This is a genomic window from Halovivax limisalsi (assembly GCF_023093535.1).
Lineage (GTDB): Archaea > Halobacteriota > Halobacteria > Halobacteriales > Natrialbaceae > Halovivax > Halovivax limisalsi.
In genome coordinates this window covers 713,473-727,877 of the sequence record NZ_CP095757.1, presented here as the reverse complement: position 1 = coordinate 727,877, position 14,405 = coordinate 713,473, and the positions used below count along the sequence as shown (strand labels likewise).

Below are 14,405 nucleotides of genomic sequence, written 5' to 3'. Positions count from 1 at the left end.
TAGCTCGCAGTCGCGAACGGTGACGGGACGGTCGCGAAATCGTCACGTTCGCGAGGGTGTTCGATCGCGGGCGGCCGGAAGCCCGCCCATACTAAACGCTCGTCCCGTTGGAGCAGGATCCATGAAACGCCGCCGTTTCCTCGTCGTCGGCACGTCCGCCGTGATCGCCGGTTGTACGAGCGCCACCGATGCTGGCGACCCGGACACCAACGGGACCGATGACCCGGCCGACCAGTCGCGGAACGGACCGGACTCGACCGACACAGCCGATGGATCTGACAGCCAAACTGACGGCGCTGACGGCACGGACGATGGGTCGGACGGGTCGAACGACGAACCCGCCGACGCCTCGTCCCAGATCGAAACCGCGCGCGCCGGTCTCGCCGCCGCGCTCGAGGAACTCCAGGCCCAGGCGGGCGGCTTCGCCGGACTCGACGCTCGTGACGAGGTCGACACCGAGCCGATCGAATCGGAACTCGACGCCGCGCGCGACGCGATCGACGAGGCGAACGGGCTCGCCCTCCCGGACGGGCAGTCGGAGACGGTCACCGCGCTGGATCGCGCGGAGCGATTCGTCCGCCGGGTGGTCGGCATCCAGCCGGGTCTGCACGCGCTCCTCGATCCCGCGGAGGCGTTCCTCGAGGCGCTGGCCGGCCGGCGCTGGTCGCAGGTCGAGTCCCGTCGCGAGGAGCTCCGCGGGTCCCTCGACGAACTCGAGGCCGGGCCCCTCCAGATGGCGTACGTCGCGGCCAGCGAGGACGGAGCCATGGAACCGATCGACGCGCTCGATCGGGACGCCGTCGAAGCCCAGCATCGGCGCGTCAAGGGCGAGTTAAACGCCCTCGCCGGAATCATCGGCGCGGCGAATCGGCTCCGATCGGCCGACGCCGCGCGCAGCGACGGCACGGCGATCTTCCGCTCGCGCTCGCCGTCGGGCGAGGAGTACGAGGCCGCGATCGAGGCGTTCGAGGAGGCCGAGACGGGCTACGCCACCCTCGCCGGGCGCTCCGGCGGGGGCGGATTCCGGTGGGCCACCGCCTGGCTGTCCTGTCACGGCGAGGCGCTACTGCGCGCCTCTCGAACCTACGCGCGGGCGGCGAGCCAGCGCCGATCGGACGAGGAGTGGCGCGAGACGGCCGAGCGCGCGGCGGAGTACGTCGAGGCGGCCGGCGAGTGCGAACTCGAACGGTAGGTCTCGCAGCCGGACCACCGGCCGTGGCCACCGAACGACCGGCCACTCGCCGCCCGTCCGGCCACCGGCGGACCGAGCGCTCGCTGCACCCGACCGCCGACCGATCGACCGCTCGATCCCCTGGCTGCCGGTCGACCGGCGGCTGTTCTGCCGACACGTTTCAAAATAACTATGTGGCTGGTGGGTGATTCTGTGCTAATGAATACCGAGCCAGTGAGCATCGAACTCGCTCGAACGGACCTCCACCTCCTGCTGATGGCGCTCTCGCTGGCCAGGAACAGCCCGGAGTTCGCTCGCTCGGGCGACCTCGACGAGCTCATCGAGACGATTCGCGAGCAGTCGCCGCCGATCGACGTCGACGGGACGACCGACGCGGCAGCACCCGGCAGTCCGCGCGAAGAGTGTTTTCGGTAGCGGACACAGAGCGGGTGCATCAGCCACCCTCGTTACGGCCAGAAAATCGGCCAGTTCCGGCAGTTCGCCACCGTGACCGCGATCGGACGGGTCGCACCGGCCGGCGGACTCGCGGTCAGTCGTTCGTGACCGAAATCTCGTGGACGGCGACGTTGAGATAGGTGATCTGGGGCGGGTGCGAGTAGCCGGGCGGGTAGGGATCGATCACCTCGTTCGCCAGCGTGTCGTCGAAGGCGAAGTCGTGGCCGCTCGACTGCGAGCAGATCGAGTGGGCGACGATCGCACCCGATACCTCGTCGCCGCCGGCCTGGAGGTAGACTTGCGGATCGGCGTCCAGGTTATCGCACTTGTTTCCGTTGACCGAGACCCGGTTGTCCGGATCGTTCGAGGCGACGTAGATCACGCCCTCGAACTCCGCCGCGTCGCTCGAACTGAAGTCCACCGCCGTATCGGACGTGCCGTAGAGCTGGAGGTGCTTCGCCTGGCCGTCGTTTCCGCAGGCCCCGACGCAGGCGCTGCCGCCACCGGTCAGGGCGTCGCCACCCATGTAGATCTGCAACGCCGAATCGTCGGCCTGGTCCGTGACCTCGATGCTCGCCGCGGCGAGATCGACGTCACCGCGGACGATCAGCGTGGCGTTACCCGAAGAGAGGTCGAAATCGAGGCTGTCCTCCCCGTCTAGTTCGTCCTCGTGCTCCGTGATCGAATCGATGTAGTAGGTCCCGGGGCCGAGGGTGTCCGGGATCCCCGCCTCGGAAAGATCGCGATCGAGGTCCGCGGAGCCGTTCTCGACGTCCGCGAGGAGGGCGTCGATCACCGGGTCCATCGGTCGCATCGGCGCCACCTGGACGTCGTCTTCGAACTCGTCTTTGAAGCCGTCGACGTTGTCCTCGCTCGGCACGCCGACGCCGCTTTCGAACGCCCGCTCCATGTCCTCGTAGCCGAGCGACGCCGTGACCGTCCGGTTGGCGTGGTCGACGTTCTGGACGGTCGTCTCGCCGATCTGGCGCTCGAAATAGGTCTGCCAGCCGCGGTAGTAGTCGCTCTTGACCGTGATCGTGACCGTGTCGTTCTCGACGATGTCGGCCTCGCGAACCGGCCGGGTATCCTCGTGGCGGACCCTGACCTGGCCCGACGAGAGGTCGCGCTCGCCGGAGACCGTCGTCACCGGAAAGGTGAGCGTCTCCGTTTCGATATCGAAGTTGAGGTTCGGCGGCGAGAGCATCCGGGTCCGGTTGCCCCGCTCGCGCCAGACGCCGCCCGACTGGTAGGCGATGACCGTGCCGTCGTCGCTCTCGTACTCGATCGCCCCGATCGAGAGGCGGTCCGCGCCCGTCAGGTCGATATCGCCGCCTTCGATCGCGATCCAGCCGGCGTCCGTCTTCGTGACGGCGCCGAACTCGCCGGCCTCGAAGGCGGTGACGCGCGTCGCCTCCGAGTCGGTCGTCGCCGTCCCCATCGTCCGGCCGAGCTGGACGAAGGCCTCGGAGACGCGCTCGTCTTCGAGTTCCGCCGACGAATCCGCGAGTAGCTGACCGCCGGCGGCGAAGAGTCCGAGGCTGGTGATCGCGACGAGCCCGAACAGCATCGTCACGGCGACGACCGGCGAGAGCGCTCGCGCCGTGCCGGTCGGCTCCGTCCGCGTCACCCAACTCATACACCAGTTGATATCTCACAGTATCAAAAACGGAATGGAAGGGTTCAGAGGGGATGCGCGCAGTATTAGTGCGATCCGGCCGATGAACCGAACGGCAATCCAGCCTTACGGAGGGGCGGCCCGACCGGAAAAATACCGGACTGCACGACCTACCAGTTCCGAGATCGTCGGTGCGAGACGACGCGTTGCCGGCGATATCGGCTCGTAACGGCGGTTAATCGGCTATTACTGCCGTGGAAACGGTTGCCAGAAGGTTATTGATGCTCGGTGGGAGTGACGATCCCATGGAGGACGGGAATGGACGCGTAACGGGGCGGGAGGTACCTCGAAAACGTATCGAACCGGTCGGGGTCGGTCGTCGGAACGAGGAACGAATTGACGCCGAACGACAGCGGGAACCAACACGTCGATCGACGGGGAGACGCCGAATCCGATGACCGATCGGACACACGGCGAGTGGGACGAGCGGCAGGTACAGCGATGGTGCGCCGAGTGTGAAACCTGGGTCCTCTCGGTCGACTGGATGGCCCACTACGAGCACGGCCCGACGGAGACGGCAGACTCGAAATCGCCCGCCGGAACGAACGCGGCGTCCGAGTCGAAGTCGGGGCCGGCGGACGAATCGGAGTGGGAGAGCGGATCGGACGCGGGGTCGAGTTCGGCCGCCGAGTCGGGCGAGCGAGCCGGCGAGTGCCCGCCGAATCCCTGATCCGCGCGACGCTCGATCTGAGTTTCGACGCGACGAGCGGCGTACTTATCCCGGACAGGGCCCGAGATAGTCGCATGCGAGATGCCTACCTCATCGGGGCGGGCCAGTCGGCCTACGGCGCCTTTCCCGAGGAGAGCTATCGATCGCTCTTCCGAACCGCGTTCGAGGCGGCCGCGGAGAGCGTCCCGGACGGATTCGAGACGGACGACGTCGACGAGGCGTTCGTCGGCACGCTGGGCGTCGGCGGCCGGCAACTCGGCCTCTCGGGGCCGGCGGTGACCGAGCACGTCGGCCTCGACGGCGTCCCCTGCACGCGCGTCGAAAACGCCTGCGCGGCGAGCGGCTTCGCGCTCCGGAGCGCCGTCCAGGCCGTCAGATCCGGCATGGCCGACGTCGCCCTCGCGGGCGGGTTCGAGGTCATGTCGGACGCGAGTTCCGACGTCACGAAGTACTGGCTGGGCGTCTCCGGCGAGACCGAGTGGGAACGGCTCTCGGGGACGACATTCGCCGGCGTCTACGCCCAGATGGCCGCCGCCCACATGGCGGCCCACGGCACGACGCGGGAGCAGCTCTCGCGGGTCGCCGTGAAGAATCACGAGAACGCCGCCTCGAACCCGCACGCCCAGCTCGACTTTCCGTGCTCGCTCGAGGACGCCCAGTCGGCGCCCGTCGTCGCCGACCCGCTCACCCTCTATCACTGCTGTCCGACCTCCGACGGCGCCGCCGTCGCCCTCGTGGCGAGCGAGGACGTCGTCGCGACCTACGCGGCCGACCCGATCCGGATCGCCGGCGTCGGCGCGGCCAGCGACGACGTCGGACTCTTCCAGCGCGAGACCTACGCCGGCATCCCGGCGAGTCGCCGCGCCGGGGAAGCCGCGTACGAGGCCGCGGGGATCGGCCCCGACGACCTCGACTTCGCGGAGGTCCACGACTGCTTCGCCATCGCCGAGCTGCTGGCCTACGAGGATCTGGGCTTCTGCGAGCGCGGCGAGGCCGGCGCGCTGATCGAATCCGGCCGGACCGACCGCGACGGCGACCTGCCGGTCAACACCTCCGGCGGTCTCAAGGCCAAGGGCCACCCCATCGGCGCGACGGGCGCCGGCCAGGCCGTCGAGGCCTTCAAACAACTCACCGGAGCCGCGGGAGACCGTCAGCTCGACGATCCCGTCCGCGGGCTCACGCACAACGTCGGCGGCAGCGGCGGTGCCGCGGTCGTCCACGTCTTCGAACGCGAGTCGGAGGTGGGCGCGTGACGACTCCGACCGATTGGGGCGGCGAGAGCGGGGACACGCCGGCCGCGAGCGAACGCGACGCCCGCATCGAGGCCGTCGGCGCCTACGCCCCGCGCTTCCGGCTGACCGCGGCGGCCGCCGCCGAGGCCTGGGGCGAGTTCCGCGCGCCGGGCATCTCCGAGACCGCGGTTCCCGGGGCCGACGAGGACGCGCTGACGATGGGATACGAGGCGGCGACGCGCGCGCTCGAGGCGGGCGACCTCGCCGGCGCTGACGTCGACTGGCTCGCGTTCGCCGCGAGCACCCCGCCGGTCGCGGAGGGCGACCTGACGTCCCGCCTCGCAGGATTTCTCGGGATCGCGTCCGACGTCCCCGGTACGACCCTCACCGGCAGCACCAGGGCGGGTACCCAGGCGATCGCCGCCGCGGCCGAGGCCGTCGCCGCCGGGGCCGGTCGGGCGCTGGTCGTCGCCGCTGACGCGCCGCGGGGCGACCCCGACGACGCGATCGACCACGCGGCCGGCGCCGGTGCGGGCGCGATCGTCGTCTCGCGCGAGGGGCCGGCCCGGATCGTCGATCGTGCCGCCTACGCCAGCGCCCACCCAGGGACGCGATTTCGCGGCGCCGGCGAGGCCGCCACCGAGGGGCTCGGGATCACGCAGTACGACCGTCGTGCCTTCCTCGAGCACGTCGACGGCGCCGTCGACGGCCTCGCCGTCGAACCGGACCCGGACGCGGTGGCCATCCAGGCGCCCGACGGCAAACTGCCCTACCGCGCCGCGGACGCCTGCGGCGTCGACGCCGACGCGATTCGAACCTGTGCGACCGTCCACGACCTGGGCGACCTCGGGGCGGCGAGCGTCCCCGTCGGGCTCGCCCGCGCGCTCGCCGACGGCCACGAGTCGATCCTCGCCGTGGGCTACGGCGACGGCGCCGACGCCCTCGCCATCGAAACCGAGACGCCGACGCCCGCGGCGATGGCGCTCGACGGCGACGCCGACCCCTCCTACGCGGAGTCGTTGCGCCAGCGCGGTCGACTCACCTCGGGTGCGCCCGAGGGCGGCGGCGCGTACGTCAGCGTCCCGACCTGGCGGCGCTCGCTCCCCCAGCGGCACCGGCTCGAAGCCGGCCGCTGCGGCGCCTGCGACGCGCTCGCGTTCCCGCCGTCCGGCGCGTGTTCGGCCTGCGGCGAGTTGTCCGGCTACGAGCCCGTCACCCTGCCCGGCACCGGGACCGTCGAGTCCGTCACCACCATCTCGCAGGGCGGCGCGCCACCCGAGTTCGCGGAGTATCAGGCGCAAGCTGGCGACTACGCGGCGCTGATCGTCGCGCTCGACGCGCCGGGCGAGACCGACGAGACGGTGAGTATCCCGGCGATGGGGACCGGCGCCGACGCCGACGCGTTCGCCGTCGGCGATCGCGTCGAGGCGACAATCCGCCGGCTCTACACGCAGGAGGGGCTCACCCGCTACGCGACGAAAATGCGGCCGGCGTCGGACGCCTGATCGACGCGCGCTCACGACTGTCACGCCGGATTCGTGGGCGGTTCGAACTGAGTGCGTCGGACGGTGGCGTCGACGTGACGCGACGAAGTAGCCGCAAACGCGACTGGATCGCACAGGTTTAACCGGGCCCGTCGCCGACCGTCGAAACGGACCGCAATGGACGTACGAGGCGGCGTACGGCGCGAGGCGGCGGCGCTCTGGGACGGCGGTACCGGAGCGGGCCTTGGCGCGCTCGCGACCACCTGGGGCTTGCTGGTCGGCGCCCGAATGGTCCTGCCGGTGCTGTTGCCCTCGCTGCAGGGCGACTTCGAGCTCTCGCTGTCGACCGCCGGCCTGCTCGTCAGCGTCCTCTGGCTGTTCGCCGCGATCGGCCAGCTCCCCGGCGGCGTGCTCGCCGACCGCTACGACGAGCGGACCATCATGGCCGCGAGCGCGCTCGCGGTCGCCGCCGGGATCGCGGCATTCGTCACCGCGCCGACGGCCGCGGTGCTCTTCCTCGCGACGGCGGTGTGGGGCCTGGGCCACTCGCTGTACCCCATCGCGCGCATCACCGTCCTCTCGCGGCTCTATCCCGGTCGGCTCGGCAGCGCACTCGGCGTGACGATGGCGACCGGCGACGTGGGCCAGACGATCCTGCCGCCCGTCGCGACCGCCATCGCAGCCGCGGTCGCCTGGCAGGCCGGCCTCGGCTTCCTCGTCCCGTGCTTGCTCCTCGGCGCGCTCGCGATCTACCTCGCCGTCCCGGCGAGCGAGGTCGATCCGGACGACGATCCCCTCACGCTGGAGGAGACGATGGCGGTCCTCGCGGAGCTTCGCACGCCGGCGATGGCGACGATGACGCTCATCATGCTGGTGTACATCTTCCTCTGGCAATCGTTCACGGCCTTCTACCCGACCTACCTCGAGACGGGCAAGGAGTTCTCGCCCACGATCGCGAGCCTGCTGTTCGGCTTCTTCTTCGCCGTCGGCGTCGTCGTCAAACCGGTGGCCGGCGCGGCCTACGACCGCGTCGGCATGCGCGGCTCGCTCGTCGCCGTCCTCTCGCCGCCCGCGGTCGGACTGGCCCTCCTGCCCTTCGTCGAGGGCTTCTGGCCGATCGTCGCCATCACCGCCCTGGTCAGCACGATGCTCGGCTCCGGCGCGATCACGCAATCGTACCTCGCCGACTCCTTTAGCGAGGAGCGCCAGGGCGCGGGCCTCGGCGTCGTCCGGACCGCGACCGCCACGCTCGGGTCCGCCGGCCCGGTCGTCTTCGGCACCGTCGGCGAATACGGCTACTTCGACGAGGGGTACCTGGCACTCGCCGTCCTCATGGTGATCGTCATCGCGCTCACGCTCCGGATGCCGACGAGCGATCCGGCCCGCGGCGCGTGAGGAGCCGACGGCGGAAACGCCCGGCACGGCGCGTAACTAGGAGGGAAACGGCGACGGAGCGGCGAAAAACGAACGCCGGCGAGGCGGCGACGCGGCACCCGACGGCGCTCGCGAGCCGGTCAGATCTCGCGAATCCGCTCGTACTCGTCGGGCAGCGCCGCGGCGTCCTCGGGAAGCAGTGCGACGAGGAGCGAGTCGGCGTACGACGAGACGTACTCGACGAGGCGGGCGATCCGGTCCGAGTCGATGGCCTCGAGCGAGTCCAGCAGCATGAACGGCACGTGCTCGTGGACGTCGTGGACGAGGTAGCCGGCGAGGGCGAACACCAGCCCGGTCACCTCCCGTTCGGACTCGCTGAGGTGGTCGATCGTGTCCTCGTAGACGGCGTCGTCGGCCGTCGACCTGACGACGTGGAGGTCGAACGCGCTCGCCTCGTCGCGTCCGTCCGCGGCGGTACGCTCGATCCAGATGCGTTCCAAGTTGCCGTACTCGAGGATGTCGAGCACCGCTTCCATGTGCTCGTTGAAGTGCGAGACGGCCTCGGTCTCGATCCGTTCGATCTCGGTCCGTCGCGTTTCCAGATCAGCCTCGACGGCTTCGAGGTCGGCCTCGAGGGAGTCCCGTTCGGCCAGTCGCGCGTCGATCTCGTCGATCGCCGATTCCGTCTCGGCCAGGTCGTCTTCGAGCTGGTCGATCCGGAACTCGACCTGGTTGAGCCGGCGGTGGCTCTCGAGGAGGTCGTCGTACTCGTCGACGACGTCGAGCGTCTCGACTTCGTCCTCGAGCGCCTCGACGCGCGTCGCGTACTCGTCGCGTCGCTCCTGCAACGATTCGAGCGTGGCCTCGCGCTCGTCGATCTCGGACTCGACGCGCTCCAGGCGACGCTCTGTCTGCTCGCGCTCCCGGCGCTCGGACTCGAGATCGCGCTTCTCGTCGGTCAGCTCCTCGATCTCGGCTTTGAGTTCGCGCCGGCGCTCGGAGTGTTCCTGCCGGACGTCCCGCAGTCGCTCGATGGTCGCCTCGATCCGGTCGGCGTCGACCTCGCTCCCGCAGGTCCAGCAGACGACGCCGTCGTCGGGCAGCAGGGCGTCGGTCGGCGCCTCGCCGGACTCGGTGTCGTCGCGCAGCGCCTCGACGACGGGCTCGTTCCCGCCGCCGAGGAGCTCCTCGTTGAAGCGGACGATGCGCTGGAGGTCGTTGACAGTCGACTCGACCTCGCTCTTTCGCTCGCGGAGGGCGTCGAGTCGGCCCTCGATGCGGCCGCGTTCCTCGTCGGTCGCACCGCCGGCGTCCGCGACGGCCTCGCGGAGCGACTCGCGTTCTTCGCGGAGGTTCTCGAGGCTGTCGCGCTGGGTCTCGATCTCGAAGCGAACCGACTCGAGCTCGGAGCGGACGTCGTTCAGTTCCTCGAGGGTCGACTCGAGCTCGTCCTTCTCCGAACGGGTTTCCTCGACGTCGCGGTCCGCGTCGTCCACGGTCGCGGCCACTTCCTCGCGCTCCGTGCGGGCGTCCTCGAGATCCGACACCAGTTTCGTCCGCTCGGTCTCGAGGCGGGTTCGTTCGCGTTCGAGTTCGTCGAGTTCGTCGAGTTCGTCCCGGATCGAGGCCTTCTCGTCCTGCAACCGGTCGATGTCGGCCTTGATGGCCGCCGTGTCGACCGGCCGCATGATCAGTTCGCGCAGATCGCCGCCGCGTCTGACGGCCCGGCGGGCCTCGTTGGTCTCGAGGAGGAAGGCGAACAGATCGGCGAGCGTCCCGTCCTCGAGGTACGGATCGCCGTCCGTCCTGACGGTGCCGTTTCGTCGTTCGAACGTCCGCGTGTACGTCTCGTCGCCGATCGAGAGGGAAACGGCCCCTTCGTCGGCGTCGCTCTTGAGCGATCCCTTCTCGCTCCCGAGCGCGGCCATCACCGACCGGAGAAAGGACGTCCGGTTCGTCGCGTTTCGACCAGCGAGTACGGTCACGCCCGGCGAGAACTCGACGGTCGTGTCGTCGATGCCGCCGACGTTGGTGACGTCGACCGCGATCCGCTGGGTAGCGAGCGGTTCCTGGCTCATCTATCACCCGTTCGGGGCGGCGGGGTAAAAATAGTGATGTTTCTCGCGATGGAACGAAGTGATCGCGCGAACGAACCGTCGTCGATCCCGCCCAGTCGGCCGCAGACCCCAGGGGACCGTCGAACCCGGCCGGGCCGGGCCTCGAATCTGCCGGACCGCACTTGCGGGTTTGTCCGAATCAGGCCTCGTCGCAGAGACACCCGCCCCGCGAGAGCAACTCGTCGACGGTGTAGTCGCCGCCGCAGTCGTCGCAGAACACGCGGACGTCGACGAGGACGCTCGGCCGCGAGATCGAGAGCGCGTCGGCCTCGGCCAGTCGCTCGACCGCGTCCTCCGTGACGGCCTCGGTTCGGCTCTGGAGGCGACTGATCCGCTCGCGCTCGACGTCGCGGCGCTCGTCGGGACCCCGTTCGGCCGGTTCGAACGCGGCGTCGCGGTACGTTCGCAGGTAGGTGTGGACGGCCTGGTGGGAGACGAACTCGCGCTCGAGCGCCTCGACGTCGACGCCCTGGCGTTCGAGTCGGTTCCGGGCCTCCGTTCGGACCCCGCTCGAGACGTCGTCGGTCAGCAGCCGGTACATGTTTTCGACGTCGCCCTCCAGCGTCTCGACCTCCGCCTCCGCGAGCGCCGCCGCGAGCAGGCGCCGGTTGAAGACGTCGGCCAGTTCCCGGAGGCTGTCGCGCTCCTCGGCCGGCGCCGTCCAGCGTTCGACGAGTTCGTCGCCCAGGCCCGCGAGATCGTAGCGCTCGATGAGTCTCCCCACCTTCGAATCGGTCGGATCCGCCGCCGGGTCCGCGTCGCTCATAGCGGGCCCTTAGCCTCCCGGATAAAAAAGACCGCGCCCGGCCGCCACCGCGGGCGTTCGAGCTCCACCGGCTGCGGGTGACCGCTACACTGAAACCGTCGCCCGCGGACACTACGCCCGTATGGACGATTCCGGACCCGCCGCAGCAGGCAGCGCCGACTCGCGCCAGCCAATCACGCCCCCCGACGAGCTGGCCGGCAGCGACGTGCTCGTCACCGGCGGCGCGGGCTTTATAGGGTCGAACGTCGCGGCCGCGCTGGCGCCGATCGCCGACGTGACCGTCCTCGATTCGTTCGCGAGCGGGGACCGGACGGCCGTCCCGCGCGAGGCCGCCGTTCTGGAGGCCGACGTTCGCGACGCGGACGCGCTCGAGGCGGCCGTCGCCGAGGCCGATGTGGTCTTTCACGAGGCGGCCGTCGTCAGCGTCGAGCGCTCCGTCGAGGATCCGGAGACGACCCACGCGGTCAACGGCACGGCGACGCTCTCGCTGCTCGAAGCCGCGCGCCGCCACGACGCGCGAGTCGTCCTCGCCTCGAGCGCGGCCATCTACGGGGCCCCCGACGCGACGCCGATCGCCGAGGCCGACTCGAAGACGCCCACGTCGCCGTACGGCCTGGAGAAGCTCGCGAACGACCGCTACGCGGCGCTCTATCACGATCTCTACGGGCTCGAGGCCGTCCCGCTCCGGTACTTCAACGTCTACGGGCCGGGCCAGCGCGGCGGCGACTACGCGGGCGTCATCCGCGTCTTCGTCGAGCAGGCGCTGTCGGGCGGTCCGATCACCGTCCACGGCGACGGGAGCCAGACCCGCGACTTCGTCTTCGTCGACGACGTCGTGCGGGCGAACCTCGCCGCGGCGACGGCCGACCGCGTCGGCCGGGCCTACAACGTCGCGACCGGCCGCTCGATCACCATCCGCGAACTCGCAGCGGTGATCCGCGATGCGGCCGGTTCCGACGCGGAGATCGTCCACACCGACCCTCGCCCGGGCGACATCGAGCACTCGGAAGCGGACGTCTCGCGCGCCCGGTCGGAGCTGAACTTCGAGCCGACGGTCGACGTCGAGACGGGGATCCGTCGCACCGTCGAGTGGTATCGCGACGTCCTGGATCGCTGATCCGGCGGACGACACGCGCGGTTCGCCCGGCGGATCGGACGCGCCGATACCGCGGCGACGCGAGCTACGATACCGCGTCGGCGGGCGGGCCGTCACGTCGATCCCCGTTGCGGGCCGAAGCCGCGACGTTTATCAGCACACACCGCACAGGCCGAGACGATGTGGCCGCTGGGACACCTCGCCGTCGCCTACATCCTGTACGCGGTCGGGCGGCGCTATCGTCGACTCGGGCCACCGACGGTCGAAACTATCGTCGCGCTCGCGATCGGCAGCCAGTTCCCCGACCTGGTCGATAAGCCGCTGGCCTGGCGACTCGAGGTGTTGCCCACCGGGCGGACGCTCGCGCACTCGCTCCTCCTGCTGGTCCCGCTCGCCGTCGCCGTCTTCCTCGTCGCCAGGCGCGTCGATCGGCCGGCGGTCGGCGTCGCCTTCGCCGTCGGGTCGCTCTCGCACACGCTCGTCGACGTCGTACCCAGCCTGTGGGGCGACGGAACCGCGAACCAGCTGCTGTGGCCGGTCCTGTCCGTCGAACCCTACGAGGGCGGTCCGCCGACGATCGTGGGGCTGCTACTCGACTCGCTCGGGCAGCCGTACTTCCTCGTCGAGTTCCTCCTCGGTGCGATCGCGCTCGGCGTCTGGCTGCGCGACGGCCGACCGGGACTAGCGTACGTGCGCGACGCGATCGACCGACCGGGGTTTCCCACCGGCGGCGACCGATAGCCGATCCGACGTCACCCCGGACCGGCCGGTCTCGAACCTAGACGGCAGGGTCGAACCGGAGGATGTGACTCTCGGATCTAGACGTCACCAAGAGGCCCTAGAACTGCGTTCTAGATTGAGGCGCGGCGGTTCTAGAGACCAGCGTACTCGGCCGTCGGCGACCGTTCTGGCCCTAGACGCATTCGACGCGCTAGATGGGAGCGGGCGCCGGGGACTAGATGTTCTCCGGCTGTTCTACCTCGTCCTCGAGCCGTCCTCCACAGCGTCGGCAGTAGTCGTCCTGCCAGGGGACAGTCCCGACCCGATCAGGTTCCGGACACGTACACGTCTCACCCATGAATTCTACTACCACTTACTACGTAATAAATTGCTGCTATATTGTTAGTACATCCGTACCGATCGGAGAATTCATCGAACGGAGGCGGCCGAGATGCGGAGCGGCCGGCGTCGGCGAGCGTCGCCAGTCGAAGGCGCGGGCGAGCGTCGATCGCGAGAAAACGCCGATGCGGGTGCGTGCAACAGGTAGGGACCGCCAAACGTGAACGGATTCGGACAGGAATCCACAACACACATACCACGAGACGGCAAAAAGGGGACCGATGCCCCAGGGGCTGCGCCGGAAACTGCGCGCGTATTACGAGCGGCTGCTCCGGCGCGAACTCGATACGGACCGCGCGCCAGATCACGTCGCCGTCATCCAGGACGGCAACCGTCGGTACGCAAGGCGCAAGGGCAAAGCGCCGACCGCCGGGCACCGCGCCGGTGCGGAGACCACCGAAAACGTCCTCGAGTGGTGTCAGGATCTGGGCGTGGAGGAACTGACCCTCTATACGTTCTCGACCGAGAACTTTGACCGGCCAGCGGAGCAAAACGAAGCGCTGTTCGATTTGCTGGTCGAGAAATTGCACGAGTTCGCCGATTCCGAACGCGTCCACGAGGAGGGCGTCTGTATCCGCGCGATCGGCGAGATCGAACGCCTGCCCGAACGCGTCCGGGACGCCGTAACCTACGCCGAGTCCCGCACCGAGGGCTACGACGCGTTCCGACTCAACGTCGCGCTGGCCTACGGCGGGCGCAACGAGTTGCTGGCCGCGGCCCGCAGCGTCGCGCGCGACGTCGACGCCGGCAGCCTCGACCCGGACGCGATCGACGTCGACGCGATCGAAGCGCGTCTCTACGATCGGCCAGTCCGGGACGTCGACCTCATCATCCGGACGGGCGGCGACGAGCGCACCTCCAACTTCCTGCCCTGGCACGCCAACGGCAACGAGGCCGCGGTCTACTTCTGTACGCCCCACTGGCCCGCCTTCTCGCGAGCCGACTTCCTCCGGGCCGTCCGGACCTACGAACACCGCGAACACTCCTGGCGCCGAACCCGCGCCCGTCGCGCCCTCGCCCTCCTGAAAGCCGTCGGCGAACCCGAACTCGCGGAGGCGAGGCGGATCTTCGAACGCTTCCGCGAGAGCCTGCCCCGGGCCGAACGAACGGCGGCGATCGACGGACTCGTGGAGGGAACGGCTACCGGCGAGGGCGACGGCGCGGAGCCGCTGCCCGACGACGACTGACGGCGCGGGCTCGCCATCCGGAGAAGCGGACGGCAAATACGACGGTCAGCGGGCGGTT

The 14,405-nt window shown here is 69.8% G+C and carries 13 protein-coding genes; 9 read left to right on the top strand and 4 right to left on the bottom strand.

Translation table 11 applies throughout. The features are described 5' to 3' along the window. The first annotated feature begins 121 nt into the window (after positions 1–121). Both MXA07_RS03165 and MXA07_RS03160 read left to right on the top strand, forming a co-directional pair. Positions 122–1,192: a hypothetical protein gene (locus MXA07_RS03165; protein WP_247730600.1), complete on the top strand. Its 1,071-nt coding sequence runs from the start codon at positions 122–124 to the stop codon at positions 1,190–1,192. A 198-nt stretch (positions 1,193–1,390) separates the two neighbouring features. Then, positions 1,391–1,606, top strand: coding sequence for a hypothetical protein (locus MXA07_RS03160; protein WP_247730599.1), 216 nt, complete (start codon positions 1,391–1,393; stop codon positions 1,604–1,606). Between the two features lie 115 nt (positions 1,607–1,721). Here MXA07_RS03160 and MXA07_RS03155 read toward each other — a convergent pair whose 3' ends face one another. Next, positions 1,722–3,263, bottom strand: coding sequence for a DUF7289 family protein (locus tag MXA07_RS03155; protein WP_247730598.1), 1,542 nt, complete (start codon positions 3,261–3,263; stop codon positions 1,722–1,724). A 433-nt stretch (positions 3,264–3,696) separates the two neighbouring features. Between MXA07_RS03155 and MXA07_RS03150 the strand changes: the two genes are divergently transcribed. The 4 genes from MXA07_RS03150 to MXA07_RS03135 all read left to right on the top strand — a co-directional run bounded on the left by MXA07_RS03150 (position 3,697) and on the right by MXA07_RS03135 (position 8,083). Further along, positions 3,697–3,972, top strand: coding sequence for a hypothetical protein (locus MXA07_RS03150; protein WP_247730597.1), 276 nt, complete (start codon positions 3,697–3,699; stop codon positions 3,970–3,972). A 74-nt stretch (positions 3,973–4,046) separates the two neighbouring features. Next, positions 4,047–5,225, top strand: coding sequence for a thiolase domain-containing protein (locus MXA07_RS03145; protein WP_247730596.1), 1,179 nt, complete (start codon positions 4,047–4,049; stop codon positions 5,223–5,225). Positions 5,226–5,290: 65 nt separating this feature from the next. After that, the gene (locus tag MXA07_RS03140; RefSeq protein WP_247731700.1) at positions 5,291–6,709 is read left to right on the top strand and encodes a zinc ribbon domain-containing protein; all 1,419 of its coding nucleotides are present in this window, start codon (positions 5,291–5,293) and stop codon (positions 6,707–6,709) included. A 156-nt stretch (positions 6,710–6,865) separates the two neighbouring features. Continuing rightward, complete coding sequence (locus MXA07_RS03135; protein ID WP_247730595.1) at positions 6,866–8,083, top strand: MFS transporter; 1,218 nt, start codon at positions 6,866–6,868, stop codon at positions 8,081–8,083. 119 nt (positions 8,084–8,202) lie between these two features. Here MXA07_RS03135 and MXA07_RS03130 read toward each other — a convergent pair whose 3' ends face one another. Both MXA07_RS03130 and rdfA read right to left on the bottom strand, forming a co-directional pair. Beyond that, a complete protein-coding gene (locus tag MXA07_RS03130) occupies positions 8,203–10,140 on the bottom strand; it encodes an archaea-specific SMC-related protein (protein WP_247730594.1) in 1,938 nt (645 codons plus the stop codon). A gap of 178 nt (positions 10,141–10,318) precedes the next feature. Further along, entirely contained in the window at positions 10,319–10,945 is a 627-nt protein-coding gene (gene rdfA / locus MXA07_RS03125; RefSeq protein WP_247730593.1) for a rod-determining factor RdfA, read from the bottom strand. 121 nt (positions 10,946–11,066) lie between these two features. On the opposite strand from rdfA, the gene MXA07_RS03120 reads away from it, so the two are divergent. After that, positions 11,067–12,062 carry an NAD-dependent epimerase/dehydratase family protein gene (locus MXA07_RS03120; RefSeq protein WP_247730592.1) on the top strand — a complete coding sequence of 332 codons (996 nt, stop codon included), beginning with the start codon at positions 11,067–11,069 and terminating at the stop codon, positions 12,060–12,062. A gap of 159 nt (positions 12,063–12,221) precedes the next feature. Next, positions 12,222–12,782: a metal-dependent hydrolase gene (locus MXA07_RS03115; RefSeq protein WP_247730591.1), complete on the top strand. Its 561-nt coding sequence runs from the start codon at positions 12,222–12,224 to the stop codon at positions 12,780–12,782. A 214-nt stretch (positions 12,783–12,996) separates the two neighbouring features. On the opposite strand, the gene MXA07_RS18140 is transcribed toward MXA07_RS03115, so the two are convergent. Then, a complete protein-coding gene (locus MXA07_RS18140) occupies positions 12,997–13,119 on the bottom strand; it encodes a hypothetical protein (protein WP_282102535.1) in 123 nt (40 codons plus the stop codon). A gap of 262 nt (positions 13,120–13,381) precedes the next feature. Between MXA07_RS18140 and uppS the strand changes: the two genes are divergently transcribed. Then, positions 13,382–14,347: a polyprenyl diphosphate synthase gene (gene uppS, locus MXA07_RS03110; protein ID WP_247730590.1), complete on the top strand. Its 966-nt coding sequence runs from the start codon at positions 13,382–13,384 to the stop codon at positions 14,345–14,347. Positions 14,348–14,405: the final 58 nt, after the last annotated feature.

Excerpts from the sequence above, each read along its gene's own strand:
- MXA07_RS03165 (WP_247730600.1), top strand. The coding sequence starts at position 122 with ATGAAACGCCGCCGTTTCCTCGTCGTCGGCACGTCCGCCGTGATCGCC.
- MXA07_RS03160 (WP_247730599.1), top strand. The coding sequence starts at position 1,391 with ATGAATACCGAGCCAGTGAGCATCGAACTCGCTCGAACGGACCTCCAC.
- MXA07_RS03155 (WP_247730598.1), bottom strand. The coding sequence starts at position 3,263 with ATGAGTTGGGTGACGCGGACGGAGCCGACCGGCACGGCGCGAGCGCTC.
- MXA07_RS03150 (WP_247730597.1), top strand. The coding sequence starts at position 3,697 with ATGACCGATCGGACACACGGCGAGTGGGACGAGCGGCAGGTACAGCGA.
- MXA07_RS03145 (WP_247730596.1), top strand. The coding sequence starts at position 4,047 with ATGCGAGATGCCTACCTCATCGGGGCGGGCCAGTCGGCCTACGGCGCC.
- MXA07_RS03135 (WP_247730595.1), top strand. The coding sequence starts at position 6,866 with ATGGACGTACGAGGCGGCGTACGGCGCGAGGCGGCGGCGCTCTGGGAC.
- MXA07_RS03130 (WP_247730594.1), bottom strand. The coding sequence starts at position 10,140 with ATGAGCCAGGAACCGCTCGCTACCCAGCGGATCGCGGTCGACGTCACC.
- rdfA (WP_247730593.1), bottom strand. The coding sequence starts at position 10,945 with ATGAGCGACGCGGACCCGGCGGCGGATCCGACCGATTCGAAGGTGGGG.
- MXA07_RS03120 (WP_247730592.1), top strand. The coding sequence starts at position 11,067 with ATGGACGATTCCGGACCCGCCGCAGCAGGCAGCGCCGACTCGCGCCAG.
- MXA07_RS03115 (WP_247730591.1), top strand. The coding sequence starts at position 12,222 with ATGTGGCCGCTGGGACACCTCGCCGTCGCCTACATCCTGTACGCGGTC.
- MXA07_RS18140 (WP_282102535.1), bottom strand. The coding sequence starts at position 13,119 with ATGGGTGAGACGTGTACGTGTCCGGAACCTGATCGGGTCGGGACTGTC.
- uppS (WP_247730590.1), top strand. The coding sequence starts at position 13,382 with ATGCCCCAGGGGCTGCGCCGGAAACTGCGCGCGTATTACGAGCGGCTG.